16 protein-coding genes are annotated in these 20798 nt (G+C 43.1%); 7 read left to right on the top strand and 9 right to left on the bottom strand.

Going from position 1 to position 20798, the window contains the following annotated elements:
* Positions 1-28: 28 nt before the first annotated feature.
* Positions 29-1078, bottom strand: coding sequence for a 23S rRNA (adenine(2503)-C(2))-methyltransferase RlmN (rlmN, locus tag H4K34_RS10520; protein WP_210757381.1), 1050 nt, complete (start codon positions 1076-1078; stop codon positions 29-31).
* Between the two features lie 168 nt (positions 1079-1246).
* Here rlmN and H4K34_RS10525 point away from each other — a divergent pair, with 168 nt between their 5' ends.
* Positions 1247-5635 carry a CARDB domain-containing protein gene (locus H4K34_RS10525; protein ID WP_210757382.1) on the top strand — a complete coding sequence of 1463 codons (4389 nt, stop codon included), beginning with the start codon at positions 1247-1249 and terminating at the stop codon, positions 5633-5635.
* Positions 5636-5660: 25 nt separating this feature from the next.
* On the opposite strand, the gene H4K34_RS10530 is transcribed toward H4K34_RS10525, so the two are convergent.
* Positions 5661-6182 (bottom strand): hypothetical protein, encoded by a 522-nt coding sequence (locus H4K34_RS10530; protein WP_210757383.1) that lies wholly within the window; start codon positions 6180-6182, stop codon positions 5661-5663.
* Between the two features lie 94 nt (positions 6183-6276).
* Here H4K34_RS10530 and H4K34_RS10535 point away from each other — a divergent pair, with 94 nt between their 5' ends.
* Positions 6277-6432, top strand: coding sequence for a hypothetical protein (locus H4K34_RS10535; RefSeq protein ID WP_210757384.1), 156 nt, complete (start codon positions 6277-6279; stop codon positions 6430-6432).
* Between the two features lie 64 nt (positions 6433-6496).
* Here H4K34_RS10535 and queA read toward each other — a convergent pair whose 3' ends face one another.
* Both queA and H4K34_RS10545 read right to left on the bottom strand, forming a co-directional pair.
* A complete protein-coding gene (queA, locus tag H4K34_RS10540) occupies positions 6497-7546 on the bottom strand; it encodes a tRNA preQ1(34) S-adenosylmethionine ribosyltransferase-isomerase QueA (RefSeq protein ID WP_210760575.1) in 1050 nt (349 codons plus the stop codon).
* A gap of 79 nt (positions 7547-7625) precedes the next feature.
* Positions 7626-8411: a hypothetical protein gene (locus tag H4K34_RS10545; protein WP_210757385.1), complete on the bottom strand. Its 786-nt coding sequence runs from the start codon at positions 8409-8411 to the stop codon at positions 7626-7628.
* Between the two features lie 48 nt (positions 8412-8459).
* Between H4K34_RS10545 and H4K34_RS10550 the strand changes: the two genes are divergently transcribed.
* From H4K34_RS10550 to H4K34_RS10565, 4 genes are all read left to right on the top strand, one after another.
* Positions 8460-9056 carry a thymidine kinase gene (locus tag H4K34_RS10550; protein ID WP_210757386.1) on the top strand — a complete coding sequence of 199 codons (597 nt, stop codon included), beginning with the start codon at positions 8460-8462 and terminating at the stop codon, positions 9054-9056.
* The gene (locus H4K34_RS10555) at positions 9053-11518 is read left to right on the top strand and encodes a bifunctional UDP-N-acetylmuramoyl-tripeptide:D-alanyl-D-alanine ligase/alanine racemase (protein ID WP_210757387.1); all 2466 of its coding nucleotides are present in this window, start codon (positions 9053-9055) and stop codon (positions 11516-11518) included. Before H4K34_RS10550 ends, H4K34_RS10555 begins: the two co-directional genes overlap by 4 nt.
* 259 nt (positions 11519-11777) lie before the next feature.
* Positions 11778-12563: a thioredoxin domain-containing protein gene (locus H4K34_RS10560; RefSeq protein WP_210757388.1), complete on the top strand. Its 786-nt coding sequence runs from the start codon at positions 11778-11780 to the stop codon at positions 12561-12563.
* A 103-nt stretch (positions 12564-12666) separates the two neighbouring features.
* Positions 12667-13278, top strand: a complete 612-nt coding sequence (locus H4K34_RS10565) for a hypothetical protein (RefSeq protein WP_210757389.1) — start codon at positions 12667-12669, stop codon at positions 13276-13278.
* Positions 13279-13337: 59 nt separating this feature from the next.
* Here H4K34_RS10565 and H4K34_RS10570 read toward each other — a convergent pair whose 3' ends face one another.
* Both H4K34_RS10570 and H4K34_RS10575 read right to left on the bottom strand, forming a co-directional pair.
* Entirely contained in the window at positions 13338-14162 is an 825-nt protein-coding gene (locus H4K34_RS10570; protein WP_210757390.1) for a hypothetical protein, read from the bottom strand.
* 130 nt (positions 14163-14292) lie between these two features.
* Positions 14293-16167 carry a M1 family metallopeptidase gene (locus H4K34_RS10575; protein WP_246452095.1) on the bottom strand — a complete coding sequence of 625 codons (1875 nt, stop codon included), beginning with the start codon at positions 16165-16167 and terminating at the stop codon, positions 14293-14295.
* A gap of 45 nt (positions 16168-16212) precedes the next feature.
* Between H4K34_RS10575 and H4K34_RS10580 the strand changes: the two genes are divergently transcribed.
* Entirely contained in the window at positions 16213-16578 is a 366-nt protein-coding gene (locus H4K34_RS10580) for a phage holin family protein (protein WP_210757392.1), read from the top strand.
* On the opposite strand, the gene H4K34_RS10585 is transcribed toward H4K34_RS10580, so the two are convergent.
* The 3 genes from H4K34_RS10585 to H4K34_RS10595 form a co-directional block, all read right to left on the bottom strand.
* Positions 16579-17364, bottom strand: coding sequence for a hypothetical protein (locus tag H4K34_RS10585; protein WP_210757393.1), 786 nt, complete (start codon positions 17362-17364; stop codon positions 16579-16581).
* The gene (locus tag H4K34_RS10590; RefSeq protein ID WP_210757394.1) at positions 17364-18296 is read right to left on the bottom strand and encodes a hypothetical protein; all 933 of its coding nucleotides are present in this window, start codon (positions 18294-18296) and stop codon (positions 17364-17366) included. The genes H4K34_RS10585 and H4K34_RS10590 overlap by 1 nt, the downstream gene beginning before the upstream one ends.
* A 76-nt stretch (positions 18297-18372) precedes the next feature.
* Complete coding sequence (locus tag H4K34_RS10595) at positions 18373-20613, bottom strand: SPOR domain-containing protein (protein WP_210757395.1); 2241 nt, start codon at positions 20611-20613, stop codon at positions 18373-18375.
* Between the last annotated feature and the right edge of the window lie 185 nt (positions 20614-20798).

Here is a 20798-nt window from a genome sequence, read left to right on the forward strand (position 1 = left end):
GGGGCTCAAAGTTACATTATCCCCGAGTTTAAGACTCGCTCAATAATTCATTTTTATTGGCCAACTGACCACAGGCGGCATCAATGTCTTTTCCGCGACTGCGACGAACAGTGGCTACCACGCCAACCGCCTGAAGGGCTTGCTGATAGGCTTCTACTGCGGCGAAGTCGGCTTGTTGGAACATGCCGTCATCAATAGGATTGTATTCAATCAGGTTAACTTTGGTAGGTACTTGCTTGCAGAATTGCACCAGGGCATCAATGTCTTCCGGCTTATCATTGATATCGCGCCACACCACATATTCGAGGGTAACCCGACTTTTGGTTTGCTGATACCAGTATTGCAGCGCTTCAATTAAATCGCCTACTGGGTTCTTTAAATTGATAGACATGATTTGATCCCGCACTTCATCTCGAGCAGAGTGCAAGCTTAAGGCCAGCTTGAATTTGGGATCTTCATCCGCCAATTTGCGAATCATCTTGGAGAGGCCCACAGTAGAAACAGTAATACGGCGCGGCGACATCCCCAAACCTTCCGGTGAAGTGATTTTTTCGATGGCCGCTAAAACATTATTGTAATTCATCAGGGGTTCACCCATACCCATGAAAACAATATTGGTAAGGGGGCGACCAAAGAAAGACTCCGCTTCATTTTGAATGGCAACCACCTGGTCGTAAATCTCATCCGGATTTAAATTCCGCATCCGCTTTAAGCGCGCCGTAGCACAGAAATTACAGTCGAGGCTACAACCTACTTGCGAACTAATACAAGCGGTAATGCGGGTGTCGGTAGGAATTAATACCGATTCTACAATCTTACCATCGTAAAGACGTACGGCATTTTTAATGGTGCCATCTTCACTGCGTTGCATTTGGTCGACCCGTATGTGGTTAATCACAAAGTCGGCTTTCATCTTATCACGAAGCGAAAGCGAGAGATTGGTCATTTGATCGAAATCCTTGGCACCCTTTTGCCAGAGCCATTCATAGACTTGCTTAGCTCGAAATTTGGGTTCGCCAATCGATTCAAAATATTCTTGTATTTGGGCCTTGCTTAAGGCGCGGATGTCTCGGGCCATATGCGGCAAAGGTATTAGTTTAATAAAGGAACTAAGCAAAATAGGAGCTTCCTAAAGCTATTATTCTGAGGTGAAAGAAGACTGTGATAATCGAGTTGGTATTTGGATAAGTAACTGACTTAGGAATTAGATTGCCGATAGGTTTTGCTTTACTTTGCCTAGTAAAACATGGTTATGATTCGCTGTTATTCTCTTCTTGGAGTTTTAATATTCTATTTAAACTCTTTTGGGCAGAGCATTTTGCCACCCTATGTCAATAATTTTGATAGTTCAAATGCGAGTGTTGGATGGTCACATTATGCAATAACTGGCACAGATGTGTGGGAACTTGGTACCCCAAATGGCCTTAAACTTTTTAAAACTCTAACTCCAAGCGGTGCCTGGGCAACAAATTTGGATGGTGTACATCCCAAGAGTTCCATTATGGCGCTTCAAACTCCTGCATTTAATTTATCAGATACAAGTAAGACTTATAGGATTGGTCTGGCATTGCAGCTTTATACTAATAGTTACAGCAATGGATTAAATATTCAATATTCAGTCAACTATGGACCATGGACACTTTTAAATGGTGCAGGAAATGAAAAAACCAATTGGTACAATAATCAGTTTTCATGTAGTGCATTAGCTTATGATCCTGCATGGTCAGGGAATAATTCAGCCTATTTATTTAAGTTGGCCTTTCACAGTTTAGAAAGCCTGAAAGGTCATTCTAACGTTCGTTTTAGGATTCGCTTCGGAGCGGGCTCTGGGAATAATTATGAGGGAGTAGTCATGGACTATTTTACCATCGAGGAGGATATCCCCAATTTAGAAATTCCATATGCCGGCCCATTGATATCGGAAGGATTGTGTGATTTGGAAGTTAGAGATAATATAGTTTATGCTGAGACAAATGAGGGTCCAAAATCCTTTAAACTAAAATATTACTTGTCCTCAGATTCCTTGTATGACTCTAGCGATTCCCTTATTTTTTCACAGAATCGATATTTTATAGAATCCCAAAATGTTTCCAACTTTTTATCAGTTGCAGGCCTAGCACCTGGCCAATATTATATCCTCACCTATATAGACGCAGATAGTTCTTTTAGTGAACTCAGGGAAGATGATAATATAGGAGCACATAAATTGACGGTTTTGTCATCATTGGAAATACCGATTGTGGACAACTTTGATGACTTGAATTCCAAATGGTTTGCTCATCATGGTCAGAATTGGGTGTTTGGAACTCCGGAGCTGCATCAAATGAGTGGTTCCCACTCTGGTCAAAATGCCTGGAGTATATATAATGGTGGGAATTCTAATATTATTGAATCCCCTTCTTTTAATCCTAGGAAGGCGGACTCTATGTTGCTTGCCTTCTGGTATATGAGTGATAATGCGATGCACCGATTTTCAAACCATTTACCAGTTAGATATATCCAGGATTGCCAGGGATCGGGTAATTATACTAGTTTAGGTCAATTGGAAAGCTCAAAGAATAATACTTGGGAACATGTGAATTTCAGGTTTCCAGAGTCTTTGGATACTTCGGTAGAAGCGCGACTTCAAATTAATAACCTAGGTTTTAACTTAATTATTGATGATGTATATATTGGCCCTCCAAGGCCAGATCTATCCATTGAAAACAAGGATTTTTTACATCATGGAAGTGCTGCGCCAGGTGTGGCTACACTGAATTATGAACTTAATAACTCGGGCCTGAGATGGGCTGATAGCAGTACTACAAAATTTTATTGGTCAACGGATAGTCTATTGGACTCAGGAGATTTGCTGTTAGGGTCAAAAACTGAAGCCTCAATAAGTGATACTTCTTATGTTAACGCCCAGTTTAGTTTTAATAAACCAAGCGCTCAGGCGGGACGGTACTTTATTATCTATCAGTTAGATGCGGACTCAGTTGTTAATGAAATGAGGGAGTATAATAATATTGGTTTTATTCGGTTCGAATTGGTTCCAATTTTTTCCTTACCCTATTTTAATGATTTTGAAACCCAGATTGATGGTTGGACCCATAATGCCACTTTGGCTCAGGATAATTGGCAATGGGGAACCCCTTATGGGGATCGTTTGAATTTTGCCTTCTCAGGTAACAAAGCTCTAATGGCAATTGACACCAGTAGCGATCCAATAAAAAGGAGGGCTCATCTTTATAGTCCTGCATTTGACTTTAGCACTTTGACTGATCCAGCGATGGCCTTTGATATGATTATTGATGGGGATTCAGTCTGTTCATGCAGTTTTGCCGAAATGAACATGAGTTATTCACTCGATGGAGGTGCTACCTGGCAATTACTTGATACCACAAATAATTCCTACAATAAGTGGTATTATCCACAGAATTATAATGCTAGCACTGGAATTGACCATATCTATGGAAACCCATATTCAAGCTCTAAGTTGTTTGACAAGGAGGAAAGGGCCTTTGCAGCGATCAACTTTTATAACAGTCGCGATTTAGCGAGAAATACGCGATATGTAGTGGATTTAAAGTTTTTGGCTGGAAATCCTGATGTTCGATTTCGTTATAATGTAGCTTTTGAGATTTACACTTTTTCAGGTTGGCAAATACCCGAGGGAGTAGTTTTGGATAATTTCGAGATTCAGGACCATTATACAGACTTGGTGGTCGAAAATCAGAAAAACTTGTTGCTTGGTCGTAATCAAGCCAATGTTAGCTTTTCGATGAATGTGCGTAACCTGGGAAATTTTAGGGCTACAAGTACTGTTTCGGAGTATTATTTGTCAGTTGATAGTATTCTGGATCCTAGCGATTTACTTTTAGGGACAGATACTGTATCTGCAATTCGTCCTGATTTGATAAGACACCGCAATTTGTCATTCCCTAGTCCTACAAATCTCTCTTCTTTTAATTATTTGATTTATAAACTTGACGTCAACAATTCATTAGTGGAGTCAGTGGAAAACAACAATATTGGGGCATGGCCTCTCGGAATGGGAGGTGTAACGCAATATCCTTACTACGAAGAGTTTAGTGCAAGTGCTATAAGCGGTTGGAACTATGGCAGTCGAAAGTCTGGAACAACCACTCCTACAGCTTACCGGTTCAGACATAAAGTAGTTCCTGGAGAGAATGCTTATTGGTATGATTTTCAGTCAAATGAGTTTTTCACAGATGTTCAGCAAGGGTCTTCAGAGTCAAAGGCACCTTTTATATACCTGTATACTCCCACCTTTGATTTTAGTGGCTCAGACAGAATAGAGATATCCTTCGATTTAATGTCCACAGGGATAAATGGAGGAGGCAATTTGCAATATAGTGTGGATGGTGGTGTCACATGGAGCCTTGTAACTGCAGCCATGGGCGTAGTTAAGTATAATTGGTACAATAATAATAGCCTGAGCTTATTAAATAGTGAGGCTGGTTGGAATGGTCAAGCCACAGGGTACAGGGAAGCCGATTTAGATTCAACTTTCTTCCAGACTTCAGCTTTCAAAGGAATGCAACAAGTACAGTTTCGATTTCAGTACCGCAGTAATAAATATGCTTACGGATTAGGGTCGCCTCAAGGTATGCGGTTGGATAATTTTAAAATCAGTTCTGCAAGTGCAGATTTAGAAGTCGATAGTTCACAAGTTATTCTTAATGCAGACCTTACTAAGCCTTTGTATTTGCCTTTTGAAATAATAAATATTGGAGAACTTCAGAGTCGGCCGTTTAAATCCCGATTCTATTTATCCTTGGACAACGTTTGGGATACATCGGATATCCAGATTGGAGTTATAAATCATCCATCCCTCTATTTTGGTTCAACCCTAAGAGATTCAATTATAATTAATCACCCGAGTCCTTTACATCAAAATGAGTATTACGTGTTTTGGTTAACGGATTCCGATCAGAATAATTTTGAATCGAATGAGGAAAATAATTTTGGTTCTTACAAATTAGTGTATCCAGAGTATCCCAACTTGAGCGGTAATAGCAAACACGATACTATTTATTGCCTCCCTTCCTTATATCGAGTACACCCTTATTATTTTGTGAAAAATGCGAGTGTAGAACATGCGGGTCCCAGTGCATTGGCCTTTTATTGGTCAATAGACAGCATTTTAAGTCAATCAGACATCTTTTTAGATTCTGTTAATATTAGTTCCTTGAATGCAGGAGACAGTTTGAGCGGTCAGCACTTAGCCCTGGCCTTCCCGTGGCCTAGCCCATCTAGGCTTAGTTATATTCTTTATGAAATCGATTACTTGGATCAGGTATATGAAAAGAATGAAGAAGATAATGTTTCAGTTATTGCACTGATTGTAGATTCAGTAAACCATATCGATGAAAATAGCTTAGAGAATGTGATCAGAGTTAATTTTAGGGCCAATGCTTTGGAAATTAACTGTAATGAAGGTATACCGTCAGGAGCTTTTCAATTAGTAGTTTTAAATTCATCAGGAGCAATAATTGCCCAGTCGAAAATGGCATTAACTGAAGGAGATCATAAGCTTGAATTACAATCACCTCTAGCAGCTGGAATTTACATTGTCCAAATATTTAATGAAGAATACTTTTATTCAGAAAAATTGGTGAAGCTAAACTAGTAATCTTTAAATGCTAATTTTTTCTTTATTCGGATAGACTTGAATCATCCAAGGCCTCATTCAATTCAGGGGCCAGGCTAGAATGCGCACTGTCCATTACCGTGTCATCCATCTGCAGACTATCGGCCTCCAAGTTTAGGCTGTCCGTGGCTGTGCTATCCGCAGGGAGTCCAGTGTTTGAGGGGAGATAAGTATCTAAATGGGGTAATTCAATTTCATCGGTGAAAACCTTAAAGGCAATAAAAGCGATGAAAGTAAGCAGGATGAGCAGGATCAAATTAGCGGAGAGGCGCAAATTCTTTTTCCAAACCACCGGTTCTGTGCGTGCTCTTCGTCGGCGAATCCAGATAATAGTAATGATGCAAGCCAGAACAATGCTGAGGATGCCAATCCAGCGATCGGTTAAATCGACGGCAAATACATAACGAGATACTAAATGACTGCTAACAAATACCAGCAGGTACACTAAGGCCAAGGCCAAAAGGCTTAGGCAGATGCTTAGGATAAGGTGCAGCCAGTCAGGAATTCGTTTTTGCTCTTCAGCCATAATAGGGAATGCTCTCGCAAATATCCGCTCTTAGACTTCGGAATCCAAACTTTTTCATTTTCCTTATCTTCTGAGCTCAACCAATTTAGAGTTTATGAAACGAATAGCATCGATAATCTTGCTAATCCTCGGGATCTATATGATTTATCTGAGTATTCCCTCCGAAGGAGTGATCATGCGCCCTCCCATGGTAAGTGGGGTGGCCTTTATTTTAATCGGCCTGGTTTGGTTAAATCCCAAAACTGCCTGATCTGAAAAAGAAAAAGCCGTCTCGGGTATACCGGGACGGCTTTTTTTGAGCTTTTAGCTGCGGATTAGATAATCAGCATTGCGTCTCCATAGCTTAGGAAACGGTACTTTTCTTTAACCGCTGTTTTATACGCTTCCATCAATAGATCATAACCGGCAAAAGCGGCGGTCATCATCATTAAAGTGCTTTGAGGCGGATGGAAGTTGGTGATCATACGATCAGCAATTTGGAACTCATAAGGAGGGAAGATGAACTTATTGGTCCATCCGTCAAATGGTTTTAAATGACCATCTGTACTCACTGAGCTTTCCATGGCGCGCATAGAAGTAGTACCTACAGCACAAACCTTTTTACGGGCATCAATGGCTTTGTTTACTACTGCGGCAGTATGATCGTAAATCATAAACTGCTCAGAGTCCATTTTATGCTTGCTAAGGTCTTCCACTTCTACCGGACGGAAAGTTCCCAAACCAACGTGTAGGGTAAGCTCACCAAAGGTTACGCCCTTAATCTCCAAACGTTTCATCAATTGCTTGCTGAAGTGGAGGCTGGCCACCGGAGCGGCTACTGCACCTTCATGCTTGGCGAAAATCGATTGGTAACGATCCTCATCATCTTCTTCAGGTTCGCGGTCGATGTACTTAGGCAGTGGAGTTTGTCCCAATTCTTTCAATTTGGCACGAAACTCTTCATAAGATCCGTCAAACAAAAAGCGGAGGGTACGTCCTCGAGAAGTGGTGTTGTCGATTACTTCAGCTACCAGGCTGTCGTCATCACCGAAATACAATTTGTTGCCAATCCGGATTTTACGGGCTGGGTCTACCAGTACATCCCATAAACGGCTTTCGGCATTCAGTTCACGCAGTAAGAAAACTTCGATACGAGCGCCGGTTTTTTCTTTATTACCGTACATACGGGCAGGAAAAACCTTGGTATTGTTCAATACCAGAGCGTCGCCCTCGTCGAAATAATCAATGATTTCATTGAACATCTTGTGCTCAATAGTGCCTTCGGCACGGTTAACTACCATCATACGACTATCGTCGCGGTGGGTGGTGGGATACTTCGCAATAAGCTCCTGCGGAAGCTTATAGTTAAAGTGCGAAAGTTTCATTTTCATAGCTTACGGGCTTTGAATTGATTAGAAAAAAAATAAGAGGGCGCGAAATTACGAAAAAGAGGGGAATAGATTCTTACCAATCTTCACCGAAGCGCTTCTTCACTAAATTGATGAGACGCTCTTCGTAGGGTTTTTTATCATCCCAGTCGTAATCGGGTTTCACTAGATTTTCGATGAAATACATAGACTCCAAATAGGTGTCCAGAGTATTCAGTTGAGAAAGTACTCGGTTAAAATCGGATTGTGAATCATTAAAGAGATGCTTCACAAAAGCAATACGATCGTTCAAACCTACTTGAATGGCACCTTTGGCTAATTGATCATTTACTGATTTAGGAGCTTGGTGACCGGCATTCAGATCTTTGGCCTCGGTATTTTCTTTGATCTCAGCTTTAGGAAGCTCTTTTTCAAGAGGAGCCTCTGCTGTTTCCATTTCTTCTTGAGGCGCTTCTTCCTCTTCTTGACTTGCCTCAGCCTCTAAGGGCATTTCCATTGGCTGGGCTTCTGCCTGTGCTGGTACTTCGGGTTCCGGACTTTCGGCTATGGCTTCGTTGGGAATTTCTTCAGGCTCCGCTGGAGCTTCCTCAATTTTGGGTGCCGGCTTTTCAAATTCCGGGGCTTGAGGTTTTTCTACGGCTGGCGGAGGAGGTGCAGGGGCTTCAGCTTTGGCTGGGCTCGCGCTGCTACTCGCTTTGACACTCTTGCGCTCGGCTTCAACTTCTTCGAGATAGTTTAAAACCAGTAGCCTTTCGTAGAGCATTTGCACGCGAGTGAGTTGTTCGGGGCGCGAAAGAGCATTGTTGTTTTCTATGATGAAGTAACATAATTCCTTTAGTTCCTGGCGAACATTGTCTTTCATCGAACGGCGTGTTTATTCCTTAGTTTTGTGCTGTAATTAAGCGAAAAAATGTTCCTCGAAAATACAGTAAATCATCAAAAGCCTAGCGGCTGTATCGAAGTAATCTGCGGAAGCATGTTTTCCGGCAAGACCGAGGAGCTTATTCGTCGTTTAAAAAGAGCGCAATTTGCTCGTCAAAAAGTGGAAATTTTTAAACCTCTGGTCGACACGCGCTATAGCGATGAAGAGGTGGTGAGCCACGATAATAACGCCATTCGCAGTACACCGGTGGAGGGAAGTTCCAATATTCTGATTTTAGCCGATGATGTAGATGTGGTGGGGATTGATGAGGCTCAATTTTTTGATGAGGGAATCGTAGAGGTTTGCAATGAACTGGCCAATCGCGGTTGCCGGGTTATTGTGGCAGGTTTGGATATGGATTTTCAAGGAAGGCCTTTTGGCCCCATGCCTTATTTAATGGCTACTGCCGAATATGTTACCAAGGTGCACGCGGTATGCATGCGTACCGGCAATTTGGCTCATTATTCACATCGCACCACTGCCGATCAGAAGCAGGTGTTTTTAGGAGCTAAAGAGCAATACGAACCTTTAAGCAGGGCGGCCTTTAACGAAATTCGCGCTCAGGAAAAGAAGGCTAAACTGTGAATTGGAACAGTCAACAAATAGCGGATCGCATCGGGGCGAAGCACCCACCGATTCCAGCTCAGGAAGTTGGCAGAATCCTTTTTGATAGCAGACAGTTTAGTGCCGGCGAGGGACAATTATTCTTTGCGCTTCGCGGCAAGCATCACGACGGACATCATTATATCGAAAGTCTTTACCAGAAAGGGATTCGGCTTTTTGTGGTAGAGGAAATCCCCAGTTCATCGGCTTTGGATGAAGCTTTGTTTTTAGTTTGTCCCAACAGTCTGGAGGCCTTGCAAAAATTAGCTCGGGCGATTCGCCAGGAGCTAAATCCCAAATTGATTGCCATTACCGGTAGCAATGGTAAAACAGTGGTGAAGGAATGGCTGTATCGTCTGATGAATAGCCTGCCGAATGTGTACCGCAGTCCTAAAAGTTTCAATTCACAAATTGGGGTTCCTCTGGCCTTATGGGCGATGCCAGAAAATTGTGAGATCGGCATTTTTGAGGCCGGAATTTCCCTTCCGGGTGAAATGGCCCAATTAGAGTCGATCTTAAAACCCGAAGCCGGAATCTTCACCAATATTGGTTCGGCCCACGGGGAGAATTTCCGTGATAACAAACAAAAGATACAAGAGAAGTTAAAGCTCTTTCAAGAAGCGAAGTTTTTAATCTATCCGGCCGATCTAGCAGAATTGGCGGAAGAAATTGAAAGCTTTAAATCCAATCCTAATTTGAAGACTTATCCCTGGTCTGTTATTCAGGGGAAAGCCGAAGCCTGGTTAGAGGTTTTGGACCAAGGAAGTGATCATTGCCATTTCCGCTTTCATAATCCTATTTTCGATTTAGAGGCGCGGATACCTTTCGGAGATGAGGCCTCTATTCAGAATGCGGTCAATGCTTTGTATATGGCCTTGTATTTAGGAGTGGAGCCTAAAACTTTGCAAAGGTCGCTTCAGGCCTTGAGCCCAATTGAAATGCGGTTGGAGATGAAGGAGGGGCATCAAAATACCCTGCTCATCAATGATGCCTACAATAGCGATTTAGAATCTTTGCGCATTGCTCTGCATTTTTTGCAGGAACATGGTAAGGATCGTTCTAAGGTTTTGATCTTGAGTGATATGATGCAGTCTGGCCTTTCGGCGGAAGCCTTGCAAGAGGCCTTGGCACAGGTGATTGCTAATCAGGATCTGGAGCAAATTTTCGCGATTGGACCCCAATTGCAGGCCCATCCTTTAAATATTCAAATTCCGGTAGAGTACTTCGAATCTACCGAGGCCTTTATGGCTCAGATGTTTCAATACACCTGGCAGGGGCGGGCTGTGCTTTTAAAGGGTTCCCGACCTTTTGCTTTTGAGAAGATCGATAAGATATTAGCTCGCCAACGACATGAAACGGTGATGGAAATTCACTTGAATCGCCTTGTGCACAATCTTAACTATTACCGCAGTCGCCTGCAGAAGGGTACCAAGCTCATGGTGATGGTTAAGGCCTTTGCTTATGGCACGGGTAGCGAGGAGGTTGCGCGGGTACTGGCTTTTCATGGCGTGGATTATCTGGCTGTGGCTTATGCCGATGAAGGAGTGGCGCTGCGCAAAGCAGGAATTTCGCTTCCGATAATGGTGCTTAATCCTGAAACTTCGGCCTTGGATTCTTTTTTTGATTATCAGTTGGAGCCTGAGGTCTACAGCTTTAAAAGATTGGAGGAAATCGTGCAATTAGCTCGATTGCGAAATGAAGGACTCAAAATTCATTTGAAGCTGGAAACCGGCATGAATCGCCTAGGCTTTTCCACCAATGAATTGGAGCAAGTGATGCTGGAATTAAAGGCTTGCCCGGAATTGGAATTGGCTTCTGTTTTCTCGCATTTAGCTGCTTCAGACGATCCGGCGGAAGCTGAGTTTACCCGGACTCAGATTGCTCGCTTTCAAAGCATGACCACACTTTTAGAAAAGGAGCTCGGCGCAGGCTTTCTAAAGCATATCGCCAATACCGGTGCCATTGAAGCTTTTCCGGAAGCCTATTTTGATATGGTGCGTTTGGGAATCGGCTTGTATGGTGTAGCACCTCATCCAGAGGAGCAAGCTCAGTTGTTGGCAGTGGCGGAATTAAAGGCCACCGTATCTCAAGTTAAAGTGGTGGAAGCGGGTGATAGTGTTGGCTATGGCCGCACTTGGAAGGCGGAAGCTAAGGAGCGTATTGCGGTGGTTTCCATTGGCTATGCCGATGGTTATGCCCGCAGTTTAAGCAATGGCAAGGGCCATATTAGCATTCGTGGAAAGCGTTATCCGATTGTAGGTCGGGTTTGCATGGATATGTGCATGGTGGCCGTTGGCGATGACCCTATAAAAGAGGGCGATGAGGTACTCATATTTGGTCAGGATTTGCCGGTTCAGGAAATGGCCACTGCGATGAATACCATTGCTTATGAGGTTTTAACCGGAATTTCAGCCCGGGTGAAAAGAGTCTATTATATGGCTTAAATTAGAGCGCTGTTTCTTCCCCCAATTTTAATAGTTTGATTAAGCGTTTATAAACGTTTCATAGGCGTTTAATATCGCGCTATCCTTATTTTATTTGAGTGTTTTACCCCCAGGTGTGAAAGCCGCACTCATGAATTCTAAAATTTTAAGTGATGAAGAAGAACATCGCAATCTTTCTGGGGGCCCTATGTTTATTGTTTGCCTGCCAAAATGAGGAGGGGGAATCTGTTTCTTTAAAGGATTGTAGCTTTTAAGAGCCATGGGGTACTTTAAGAAAATTGCAATCGGTCTTATTTGGGCTTTCGTCTTTTTTGTCCTTCGAAACTTAAGCTTTCAATACGATGATATTATCGTTGTTTTAGACTCTCTGGCTTTGGGTTTTTTAGTGGGTAAATTACCACAGCGACTATGGCAGTGGATGGTTATCGTGGCTTTGGCCTTGCCTTTATCTGATATTCCCACTATCCTTTTTAACAGTACTCTTCCCCTCTTAATAGCCTATTTTACGTTTCAGAAAAAACAGCCTTGGACCTTTTACCTATTATACTTATTAATACCTATTTCCATGCTAGGGGTTTGGGTTTATCGCTCTGAGGTTAATGGTGTAGAAATTGAGGATACTTCGTCTGATGAACTTCAGTTATATCCATTTCAAAAAGGTTTTAAGGAAGCTTACCAGTTTAGTCCCGATACCACCTACTTTCTGAGCTATTGGCATTTGGGTTGTTCAGCCTGCATCCGGCAAGATCGAAGTCTGAGAATTTTTGCCTATCGACACAAGGGGGAGGCGCTTAAGGTTTTATCGGTTTATTTGGGGGACACGACTAATAGGCGCTTTCAGCCAAGTCTTGAATTGTATCATCAGGACTTTCCAAATTTCTATGATCGGAATCAAATGGTGCAAAAAAAGTTTCAACAGAATGTTGGTCCTGCATTGCTTTTAATCAAGGATGGAGAGCCTTGCATGTTATGGAGAGGTTTTACTTTCGATAGCTGGCGGGAGTATTTTATGCAGTTTTATTGGGATCAATATTTAGAAGATTGAAGGCTTGTTACGCAGGCGGCTAAGCAAATGCGGCAAATGCCTTATTGATGGCGCTGGCCACAGCATCTAGTTTTGGCCTAAATCAATTTAAACCCCCATTTTTATGAAACGTCTGCTAATCTTACCATTGCTCGCATTAAGTTTAATCGCCTGTGAAAAGGATGATGACTCTACAACGAATGATCCGGGTAATAATGGTAACAGCAATCCTTCAGCCTTAACCAATAACATGATTTCAGTAGGCACTGATAGCACCAGCTTAAACAAGTACAGTGCTTATGTCGCCACTGATGTGAATACCAATAAAACCTATTTCGACATTTTCATTTATAAGGATGATGTATTGGACCGCAAGCAATACATGTTATTGCATCTTACTGAAATTCCAACTGCTTCTAAAACCCTGAACTGGCAAAGTGGTGCCAATGCTCCAGGAGCTATTAAGGCGGATGAATTTGTGATTTATCCCAAGGTGAATGATAAACGTTGGTTTGGTGTGTATTCCGTAAGTGGTTACGAAACGACCGGAACCATGCAGGCCACAGTTAACAATGGCAAACTCACCCTTTCTTACGAGGACATTGAGTTGGCCGATGAGTTTATTTCGGTGAACGTAACTGAGCGCAAGAAATGCAGCGGTAAACTCACCTTCTTATTATCAGATTTACAAGGGCTTACTACTACCGCCCAAACGCTTGATTTGGTTGCAGAATAGTATTTTCTGCTTATCGGAGGCCGCCTGGTTAGAACCAGGCGGTTTTTTTTGCTCCCTATTTAAGGCCGACCCGTTTTGTCCTGATCCAAAATCCTTTGCATCTCTGTTTTAAGCTCTGTTGATACTAAGGGCGTCAAGGCCATGGTTTGCAGGTTTAAAGCATAGAACTCAATCGGTTCTTCATATTTGTAAATGTCATTCTCATTTAAATCCAGGCGTGTTTCGATCGCAATTAAGGGGCTTCCTTCCATGGGTTTAAAATCAATTGCCTGATGATGGGCAATTTTAAATTCCTTTAGTTTTTGATTTTGAATACTGTATACAAATAGTTTTTGATGATCCAGATCATCCAGAACGGCATCATGATTATTATCCTCCGTGCTGGCTTTGAAGAGTAAAACCTTATTGCTGTCATTGCGGTAATAGGCCCATTGGCTTACTGCTACTAATTGATCGAAAACCTTTCTACGACTTTCATCTTGATGATTGTAGATCACAAAATTGTTGTGAAGCCCGATTTGATATTGGAAATAACCTTTGAAAGAATTCAGCAACTCACCAGAGCCAAACTTATAATTCTCCCGACCATCACGGGGTTCTTGATTTTTTTGTCCCACGGCTATCAGGTAGTAGGATCCTATGGTATCTAATCGTACCGGATCGTAAAAACTCAAGCTTTGTTTTACAGTAGGGGCCTCAGGATCGGCATTGGGATTCTCCGGATCTTGAATTAAAACTCCAGTTTCCTGGCGCTGCGGAGAGTCGAAAAACTCATCCACAAGCCAAATTCCTAAACCCAGGAGAATACTGCCAGCACCGATAATGAGTACAATGGTGCCAATTATGGCCAAGAGTTTTTGATTATAACGATTGAGTTTCGACATAATTAGATTTTGTAAGCAAACTGAGCTTTTCTGTCTTTAGTATAAAGACCATCTTAAGCCTTGATCTTATTCCAATAAAAAAGCCCGTCATGTATAAAACGAAACGGGCTTTGCTGAAATTCTTTAGCTATTATTCTTTCCAGTCCAATAACGCGTCCATCGTTTCGCGGCTTACCGCGTGGTAATTAGGACGGGCTTTAGTGTAAATGTCTTTCGCCATCTTATCCTGACCAGCACTTAATAAGGCCTTATAGGTAGGGGTTAAGAATTTACGACGACCCACTGAAGTTAAGAAGCTTTCCACCTTAGGATATACTGCTTCGTATCCGGCAGCAATGGTAGGTTGGAACCAAGCGGCGGAGATTTCACTATTTCCGCTGGCACTTAAACCATAGGCTTCGTCCAATTGTGCTAATTGCTCTAAGCTGGTACTGTCTGGCAAGCTATTAATAAGGTGCAACCACTCATGGGTGGTCCAGGCATCAGTAATAGTGCTGGCAGGCAGATCTCCACTGCTTAAGAATGTGTTTAGAGCAGCATCTACTTTTTGGAAGCGATCGCTTTGTACTTCGGGTAAATTATCTGGAATACCAGTTTCGTAAATCCAGGTATCTCCTTTAATAGCCGCATATTCCTCTTCGCTTAAAAGGTTCTCCTTTAAGTAAGTGATAAACTCTTCGGTAGTCATCACTTCAAATTTGTGACCTTGGAAGTAGTTTTTCAAGAACTCGTCAAAACGCTCACGACCCACTCTTTCTTCAATTAAGCGCAGGAAGAAATAACCTTTGTCATAAGGAATGCTGGTAACGCCATCATCCGGATTACGCCCTTCCAAATCCAATTTTAATTTGGTGTCATTAGGTACTTCTTTCAGCATTTCGACGGCAGCTTCTTGTAGGCCTGCACGAGTAAGACTAGCTAACATTTCGGAGTATTCATGGCCATAAACCGCTTCCATAATACGGTGCTCGAAGTACACGGTAAAACCTTCGTTTAACCAGAAATCATCCCAGGTGGCATTAGTTACCAGGTTGCCACTCCAGCTATGCGCCAACTCATGTGCTACTAAGCTCACCAAAGAACGGTCGCCCGCCAGGATGGTAGGGGTGGCAAAGGTTAAGCGTGGGTTCTCCATCCCGCCAAAGGGGAAAGAGGGAGGTAAAACGATCAGGTCATAGCGTCCCCAGGCATAAGGACCATACAGACCTTCGGCGGCCTGAACCATTTTTTCAAGATCGGCAAATTCGTAGGCTGAGGTATCTAAAAGCGAGGGCTCAGCATAAACTCCAGTGCGATCACTAATTGCTTCGAAACGCACATTACCCACAGCCATTGCCAATAAATAAGATGGGATGGCTTGGGGCATTTGGAATTTATAAACACCATCATCCAAGCGTTCCATAGGGTTGGAAGCACTCATAAGGGCAATCATATCTTTAGGTACGCTCACCTTGGCATCATAGGTAAAACGAATACCGGGGCTGTCTTGAGTAGGTACCCAGGAGCGGGCTAATATCGCCTGACTTTGGGTAAAGAGGAAGGGGTGATTTTTATCGGCAGTTTGAGCGGGATCTAACCATTGCAGAGCGCGAGCATCATCACCAGTACGGTAATAGATACTTACTTTTTTAGAGCTTTCGCCGATGGGAATACGCAATCCCTGACCTAAGTGATGATCGAATGGACTTAAAGCAAAATTTACCAAATCGCCATCCACTTTAATGGAGTCGATTTGCAAATCGTAGATGTCGAAGAAAATGTTTTGAGCACCGGCTTGTACCTCGATATCCCAATTGGCCACGGCACTGATTTCCTTCTTTTCGAAGTTTACATCAGCAATCCAATTCAGGTGCTTTACTTTGGCATCAGCCTGGGCATAGGAATGCGGATCCTGCCCGGTTTTCATGGCTTCTTCACTAAGCATCATGCTTTCTTTTTCTTTGGTTGGAGCGTTTTGGCAAGAAATTAAGGCCAGAACAGGAAGTCCTAGCAGGAATGATCTCATTCTCATCTTTCACTTAAATTTGGAATCGCAAGTTAAGTTTTAGCTATGAGAAGTATTCTATTAAGACTATTGGTTAATACCCTAAGCGTATTTTTTACTGCCTGGATTTTAGGTGATGCCGTTCGACTGGATGGATTTACCAGTGCCATTGGGGTGGCAATTGTGCTGGGCCTTCTCAATGTGTTTATAAAACCCCTGTTGGTGATTTTTACTTTGCCGGCTACACTCTTCACTTTTGGACTTTTCCTATTTGTGATTAATGCTTTGGTTATAATGTTGGCCGACTCCATGTTAAGCAGCTTCCACGTAGCCAATTTTTGGTGGGCCCTCTTATTTTCTCTTGTTTTGAGTTTCATTAACTCTCTGCTCCGAAATCTTGGAGAAGATCGCCAGAGTCAGGAGCCTTATTAATTAGAGCATCAGGCGAAAGCCGAAAAGCCATTCCAGTTTTTGGGCATCACCATTATAGGCACTGCGATCGTTGAGGAAGGAGGCTTCAACTCCGGTATACAGGCCCCAGCTTGTAAGCAAATGGGCCGAAAGGAAATACTGATGAGGCATTTCGATATCAGAGGCCTTTTCGCCATAACTAAGTGGCACTAGGTTTTTGAGGTGAAAGGTGTAATCAGCCTGTAGTTCCAAAAGGAAGAAATCAGAGATTAGATAATCGGCCATTAAAGCCGGGCCCAGGCCTACATACCATCCATGAGGAGCCGGAGTAAAAGGATGCTCATATCCCAGGGAGTCTTTCACAATGAAAGTGCTACCCAAGGCTAAATCCGTAAGATTGAAACCCATGGCCAAAGCCCATCGATCCCGAACCCAGAGGTTCCAATTGAAGTCATGAGCACCAATCAGAAAATGACTAAAAGTACTGCCTTCCGCCCGAGCGATATCGGTAAAGTCTTCTCCGAAGCCATAGAATATTTCTCCCAAAATCTTATTGCGGAAAAGATAGCGCATGCCGCCTGCTTCCAGATTGGTGCGGTAGAGGAGGAAGTCGCCTGTCCAGGCATTCACCCGGTGTTTTTCTGGCGGTAGGGCATTGGGGAATTCCAGATCAACATGGCGAATGGCAAGACCCAGATAAAGTTCATCTGCATAGTAGTCTTCTCCCAAATACTGGAAGGCGCTGAGCTGAGCTTTTAAAGGGAGATGAAATAGGCCTGCAAAAAGGCAGAGGCTGAATAAGCGCATTACTTATTCCATTTCACCAGGGTGATGCCCAAGCCACCGCTAATGTACCAACCGATATAGGGGCGGTAACCTGCTTCATAATTGGTAGACATACCGAATTTTTTACCGGTTCGGTCTTTCTTTTCTACCTGGAAGGTACTTAAGCCGATTCGAAATCCAAGGGGCAGGGAGCCAATGGCATCTTTAGCGGCATCTTCATCAAAGGGAAGAGTGGGATTCTCATAAGGGTCGCTGATGCTGGTTCCGGCAAAAATGGCGTCCAAATAGAGCAAGCGACCCATGGAGGTAAATTGCTCGCCAAAATTATCGGTCTTGATAAAGACATTGCGAATGGTTCGCGTGCTTAAACCGGCATAAAGCCCATTGATGGAAGCTTTGCCGAGTCCATCTGCGAAGATATCGGTGCCATTATCATCGGTAACATCATCTACAGAAATGGGACTCGAGAGGTGATAGTAGCCGGCTCGAAGCATATAGTCGCGACGATTTTTAGCTTGAATACTGATGGATTTCATCGCGAAGACTCTTTCATCATTAAAGTCATTGCCGTCGGCATCCCATTCGATATCCAGGATCACGGGAGTGGCTTTTACTTTGGTATAGCCAGCAAAGCGGAAGTAGCCTCCTAATTCGAAATTGCTAAAAGAAGGAGGACTTTTATAGCCGATTTGGGCCATGGTGAGGTAGCTGCGACGGTAGCGATAATCAATACCAATACCTTCTACAGGTTCTACATTCCCCCAAATACCGGCATTGAAGTTTATGGCGTCCAAATTGAGTACCGGGACATCTACATCAAAGTAGGAGAGGTTGAGGTTCCAGAATGGCCGAAAGTCGGGATTATCATAGGTGATTTCGTATTGCACATTTTGGGCTTTCAAGCCATTGGAGAGCAAGAAAATCAATAAGATAGCTGCTGTAATATTTTTCATCGGAGTTTGATTTTAAATCAAATGTCCCCGAATGAAAAGGGCTCGGCAATACGGCAATTGCCGTATTTTTTAGGGCTTAGTCAACTTTTAAAACCCAGGCATCAGGATAGCTGGTCATTAAATTAATCACCTCCTTGTTAGCACTGCGGCGATCTTCAAAATTAGCGTAGGAAACCCGATAAGTATCATTGGCTGCTACATAGAGAAGCTCCATGGATTTCTTTTTCCTTCGAACGAATTCTTCAGCCATAGCCTTATCCGGGAAGCTGGCAATGATAACATGCCAACGCGGACCACTATTTTCACTAATAGCTTCCTGAGCGGGGGCTTCAGTTTCTTCGGGCTGGCTTTCGGTGGTATTGGGATTTTCTTGACTTAAATTATCAGCAGGCAGTTCTTCCTTGGGTTCTGGACTTTCGCCTTGATAAACCATAGCATCGATTTCCTCTGGAGCTTTAAAGTCTTTGGCTTTGAAATTAGAGGGTAAACGACCTCCTAGTTTGTAGCGTTTATCAAGAATAGGACGGGTGCTTTTAGGTCTGTTATTAGTGCTGTTAAACCCTGCGCTAAGCTCTTCGTTTTGTGGTGCCGGATCCTCCTCTTCAAATTCGGTATCCGATGCACCAGATTCAGAATCCAGCATACTGTCTACAATCGCTTCGGCTCGATTTTGGGCGGCTTTTTCAGCGGCAGCTTTCATTTGAGCTCGGCGCTTCATTTCGGCCTTTGTGAGTGGGATATTAACTGGGATACGACCTCCTCGTAAATAGGTGGAGTCGATCTTAATCAAACGATAAGGGTCAGCAAATTCTCCAACTCCTCGAACGGAATCCAAACGGCGACGCTTAATAGAGTCGCGGCGGGACTGCATGGAGTTCTCATAACGCGTTTGCTCCTCCAGTTCCATCATTTCTTTATCAGTAAGGAAAACGGTATCGCCATATTGGCCAATATAATAGCCGGTTCTGGAGGCTTCCTCACGTTCCGCTTGTAGTACTGAATCTCGGTAGGCACGTTCCTTATACTCGGAACCCAATACTTCATTAGGATTGTAAACTCGGCCGCTGGCGATCAGGTCCACATCCGGTAACGGGATATTGTAGCGACGGTAATAAGGGATATAATTTCGATGGACGGGCGGAAGAGGCCTAGGGCCTTCCAAAGAATCCATTACATCGATATAGTCATTGAAAAGTCCGGATACCAAAGGTTCATAATATTCCCAGAAGAACTTTTTTCGATCGAGGTCATCACGGTTATTATAGAAGAACTTCCGCATAAACTGAACTCCTTTAAAATAGCTCAGTCCAAATGGGGTAGGTGAATCGGCCCAGTCTCCGCAGAAATACCAGCGTAAATGTTCTTGATGGTCGCCAATGATCGCCGGAAATTCATTGGGAAGGTGATGGGAGGCCATAATCGAATCGCCTCTTTCGGTAGTATGTATTTTATAGGTAGAGAATACATCATTGGTATCCTTGGCAAAACAGACATCAAACCAATAAGGATAGCGGATGAACTCGGGTAAATTATACTGATCAATAAGGTATTCACCGGTGTTAATGATGGGGAGTTCATGCTCTACATCTTTATCCATTTGTAAAACAAAGATGCGCTCCGTTTCATGCACGAATACCATTCCCGGAATATCGGGATAGTCAAAGGGTTTTTTATAATAATACCGATGCAGGCGTCGCATCCAGCCGGGGATATCCGGGTTAAGAAGAGTGTCGAGCGAATGGTAATATCGACCGGTCCAGCCAGTGAAATCCAGTTCCAATAAGCGCTGCATTTTAAAGCGCAATTGCAGCGGAGTAGGAGAGGCCAGGTTGTTGAATTCCGTCAGCGTAAGCTTCCGATTGCGGAACATTTTTTCGAAGAGCTTATAACTCTGTTCCGATAATCCTCCATATACCAAGCGCGAACGTTCGTTGATATCCCGTCCGTAAACCCACTCATTGGTATAAACGCCATAGGCATCGGTATAGTAGACGTACTCCATGTCGCGCGCCATACTATCCAAATCAGCATTGTTAAAAACCGTTAGATCCTTAACTACATATTCCGGTCGGTTCACTGGGAAGAAACCATAGTAGTCCTCACTGATTTCATATTGGGAACCATCTGGTTTTACAAACTTCCTATTGGTGGTAATCCAGTTAAAGGAGCGGTGCTCCACGCCAGAAGACTCCAATACAGTTTTGTCTAAAATCAAGCCCGGAAGCTCGGTTTTAGGGTAAAAGAACCAAACCAAAAAACTCCAAAAGGGAATCAGGATGATAAGGAAGAAGACTATTTTTCGTCCCAGGTACTTCAATGCCTAGATTTTTAATGCTTTACGCTTGTAATCCGATGAAACGAAATTACAAGTTGCGGAAATTGATTTATTCACGAGCTAACTTATTTGTTAACAGAGGAGCCTGAGTAGAAAATTATTTAAAGGGTCGACTTTCTTCGATGAAGGGTTAACTTTATCTTAGGTTCCGCATTTATTGATTTTGG

Origin of the sequence: Croceimicrobium hydrocarbonivorans (assembly GCF_014524565.1) — a bacterium.
In the GTDB taxonomy this organism is placed as follows: Bacteria; Bacteroidota; Bacteroidia; order Flavobacteriales; family Schleiferiaceae; genus Croceimicrobium; species Croceimicrobium hydrocarbonivorans.

Bases quoted from the DNA above. Each gene is read 5' to 3' on its own strand.
- H4K34_RS10545 (WP_210757385.1), bottom strand. From the start codon at position 8,411: ATGAAAGACAATGTTCGCCAGGAACTAAAGGAATTATGTTACTTCATC.
- H4K34_RS10525 (WP_210757382.1), top strand. From the start codon at position 1,247: ATGGTTATGATTCGCTGTTATTCTCTTCTTGGAGTTTTAATATTCTAT.
- rlmN (WP_210757381.1), bottom strand. From the start codon at position 1,078: ATGGCCCGAGACATCCGCGCCTTAAGCAAGGCCCAAATACAAGAATAT.
- H4K34_RS10580 (WP_210757392.1), top strand. From the start codon at position 16,213: ATGAGAAGTATTCTATTAAGACTATTGGTTAATACCCTAAGCGTATTT.
- H4K34_RS10585 (WP_210757393.1), bottom strand. From the start codon at position 17,364: ATGCGCTTATTCAGCCTCTGCCTTTTTGCAGGCCTATTTCATCTCCCT.
- H4K34_RS10560 (WP_210757388.1), top strand. From the start codon at position 11,778: ATGGGGTACTTTAAGAAAATTGCAATCGGTCTTATTTGGGCTTTCGTC.
- H4K34_RS10550 (WP_210757386.1), top strand. From the start codon at position 8,460: ATGTTCCTCGAAAATACAGTAAATCATCAAAAGCCTAGCGGCTGTATC.
- H4K34_RS10535 (WP_210757384.1), top strand. From the start codon at position 6,277: ATGAAACGAATAGCATCGATAATCTTGCTAATCCTCGGGATCTATATG.
- H4K34_RS10590 (WP_210757394.1), bottom strand. From the start codon at position 18,296: ATGAAAAATATTACAGCAGCTATCTTATTGATTTTCTTGCTCTCCAAT.
- H4K34_RS10570 (WP_210757390.1), bottom strand. From the start codon at position 14,162: ATGTCGAAACTCAATCGTTATAATCAAAAACTCTTGGCCATAATTGGC.
- H4K34_RS10565 (WP_210757389.1), top strand. From the start codon at position 12,667: ATGAAACGTCTGCTAATCTTACCATTGCTCGCATTAAGTTTAATCGCC.
- H4K34_RS10575 (WP_246452095.1), bottom strand. From the start codon at position 16,167: ATGAGATCATTCCTGCTAGGACTTCCTGTTCTGGCCTTAATTTCTTGC.
- H4K34_RS10530 (WP_210757383.1), bottom strand. From the start codon at position 6,182: ATGGCTGAAGAGCAAAAACGAATTCCTGACTGGCTGCACCTTATCCTA.
- queA (WP_210760575.1), bottom strand. From the start codon at position 7,546: ATGAAACTTTCGCACTTTAACTATAAGCTTCCGCAGGAGCTTATTGCG.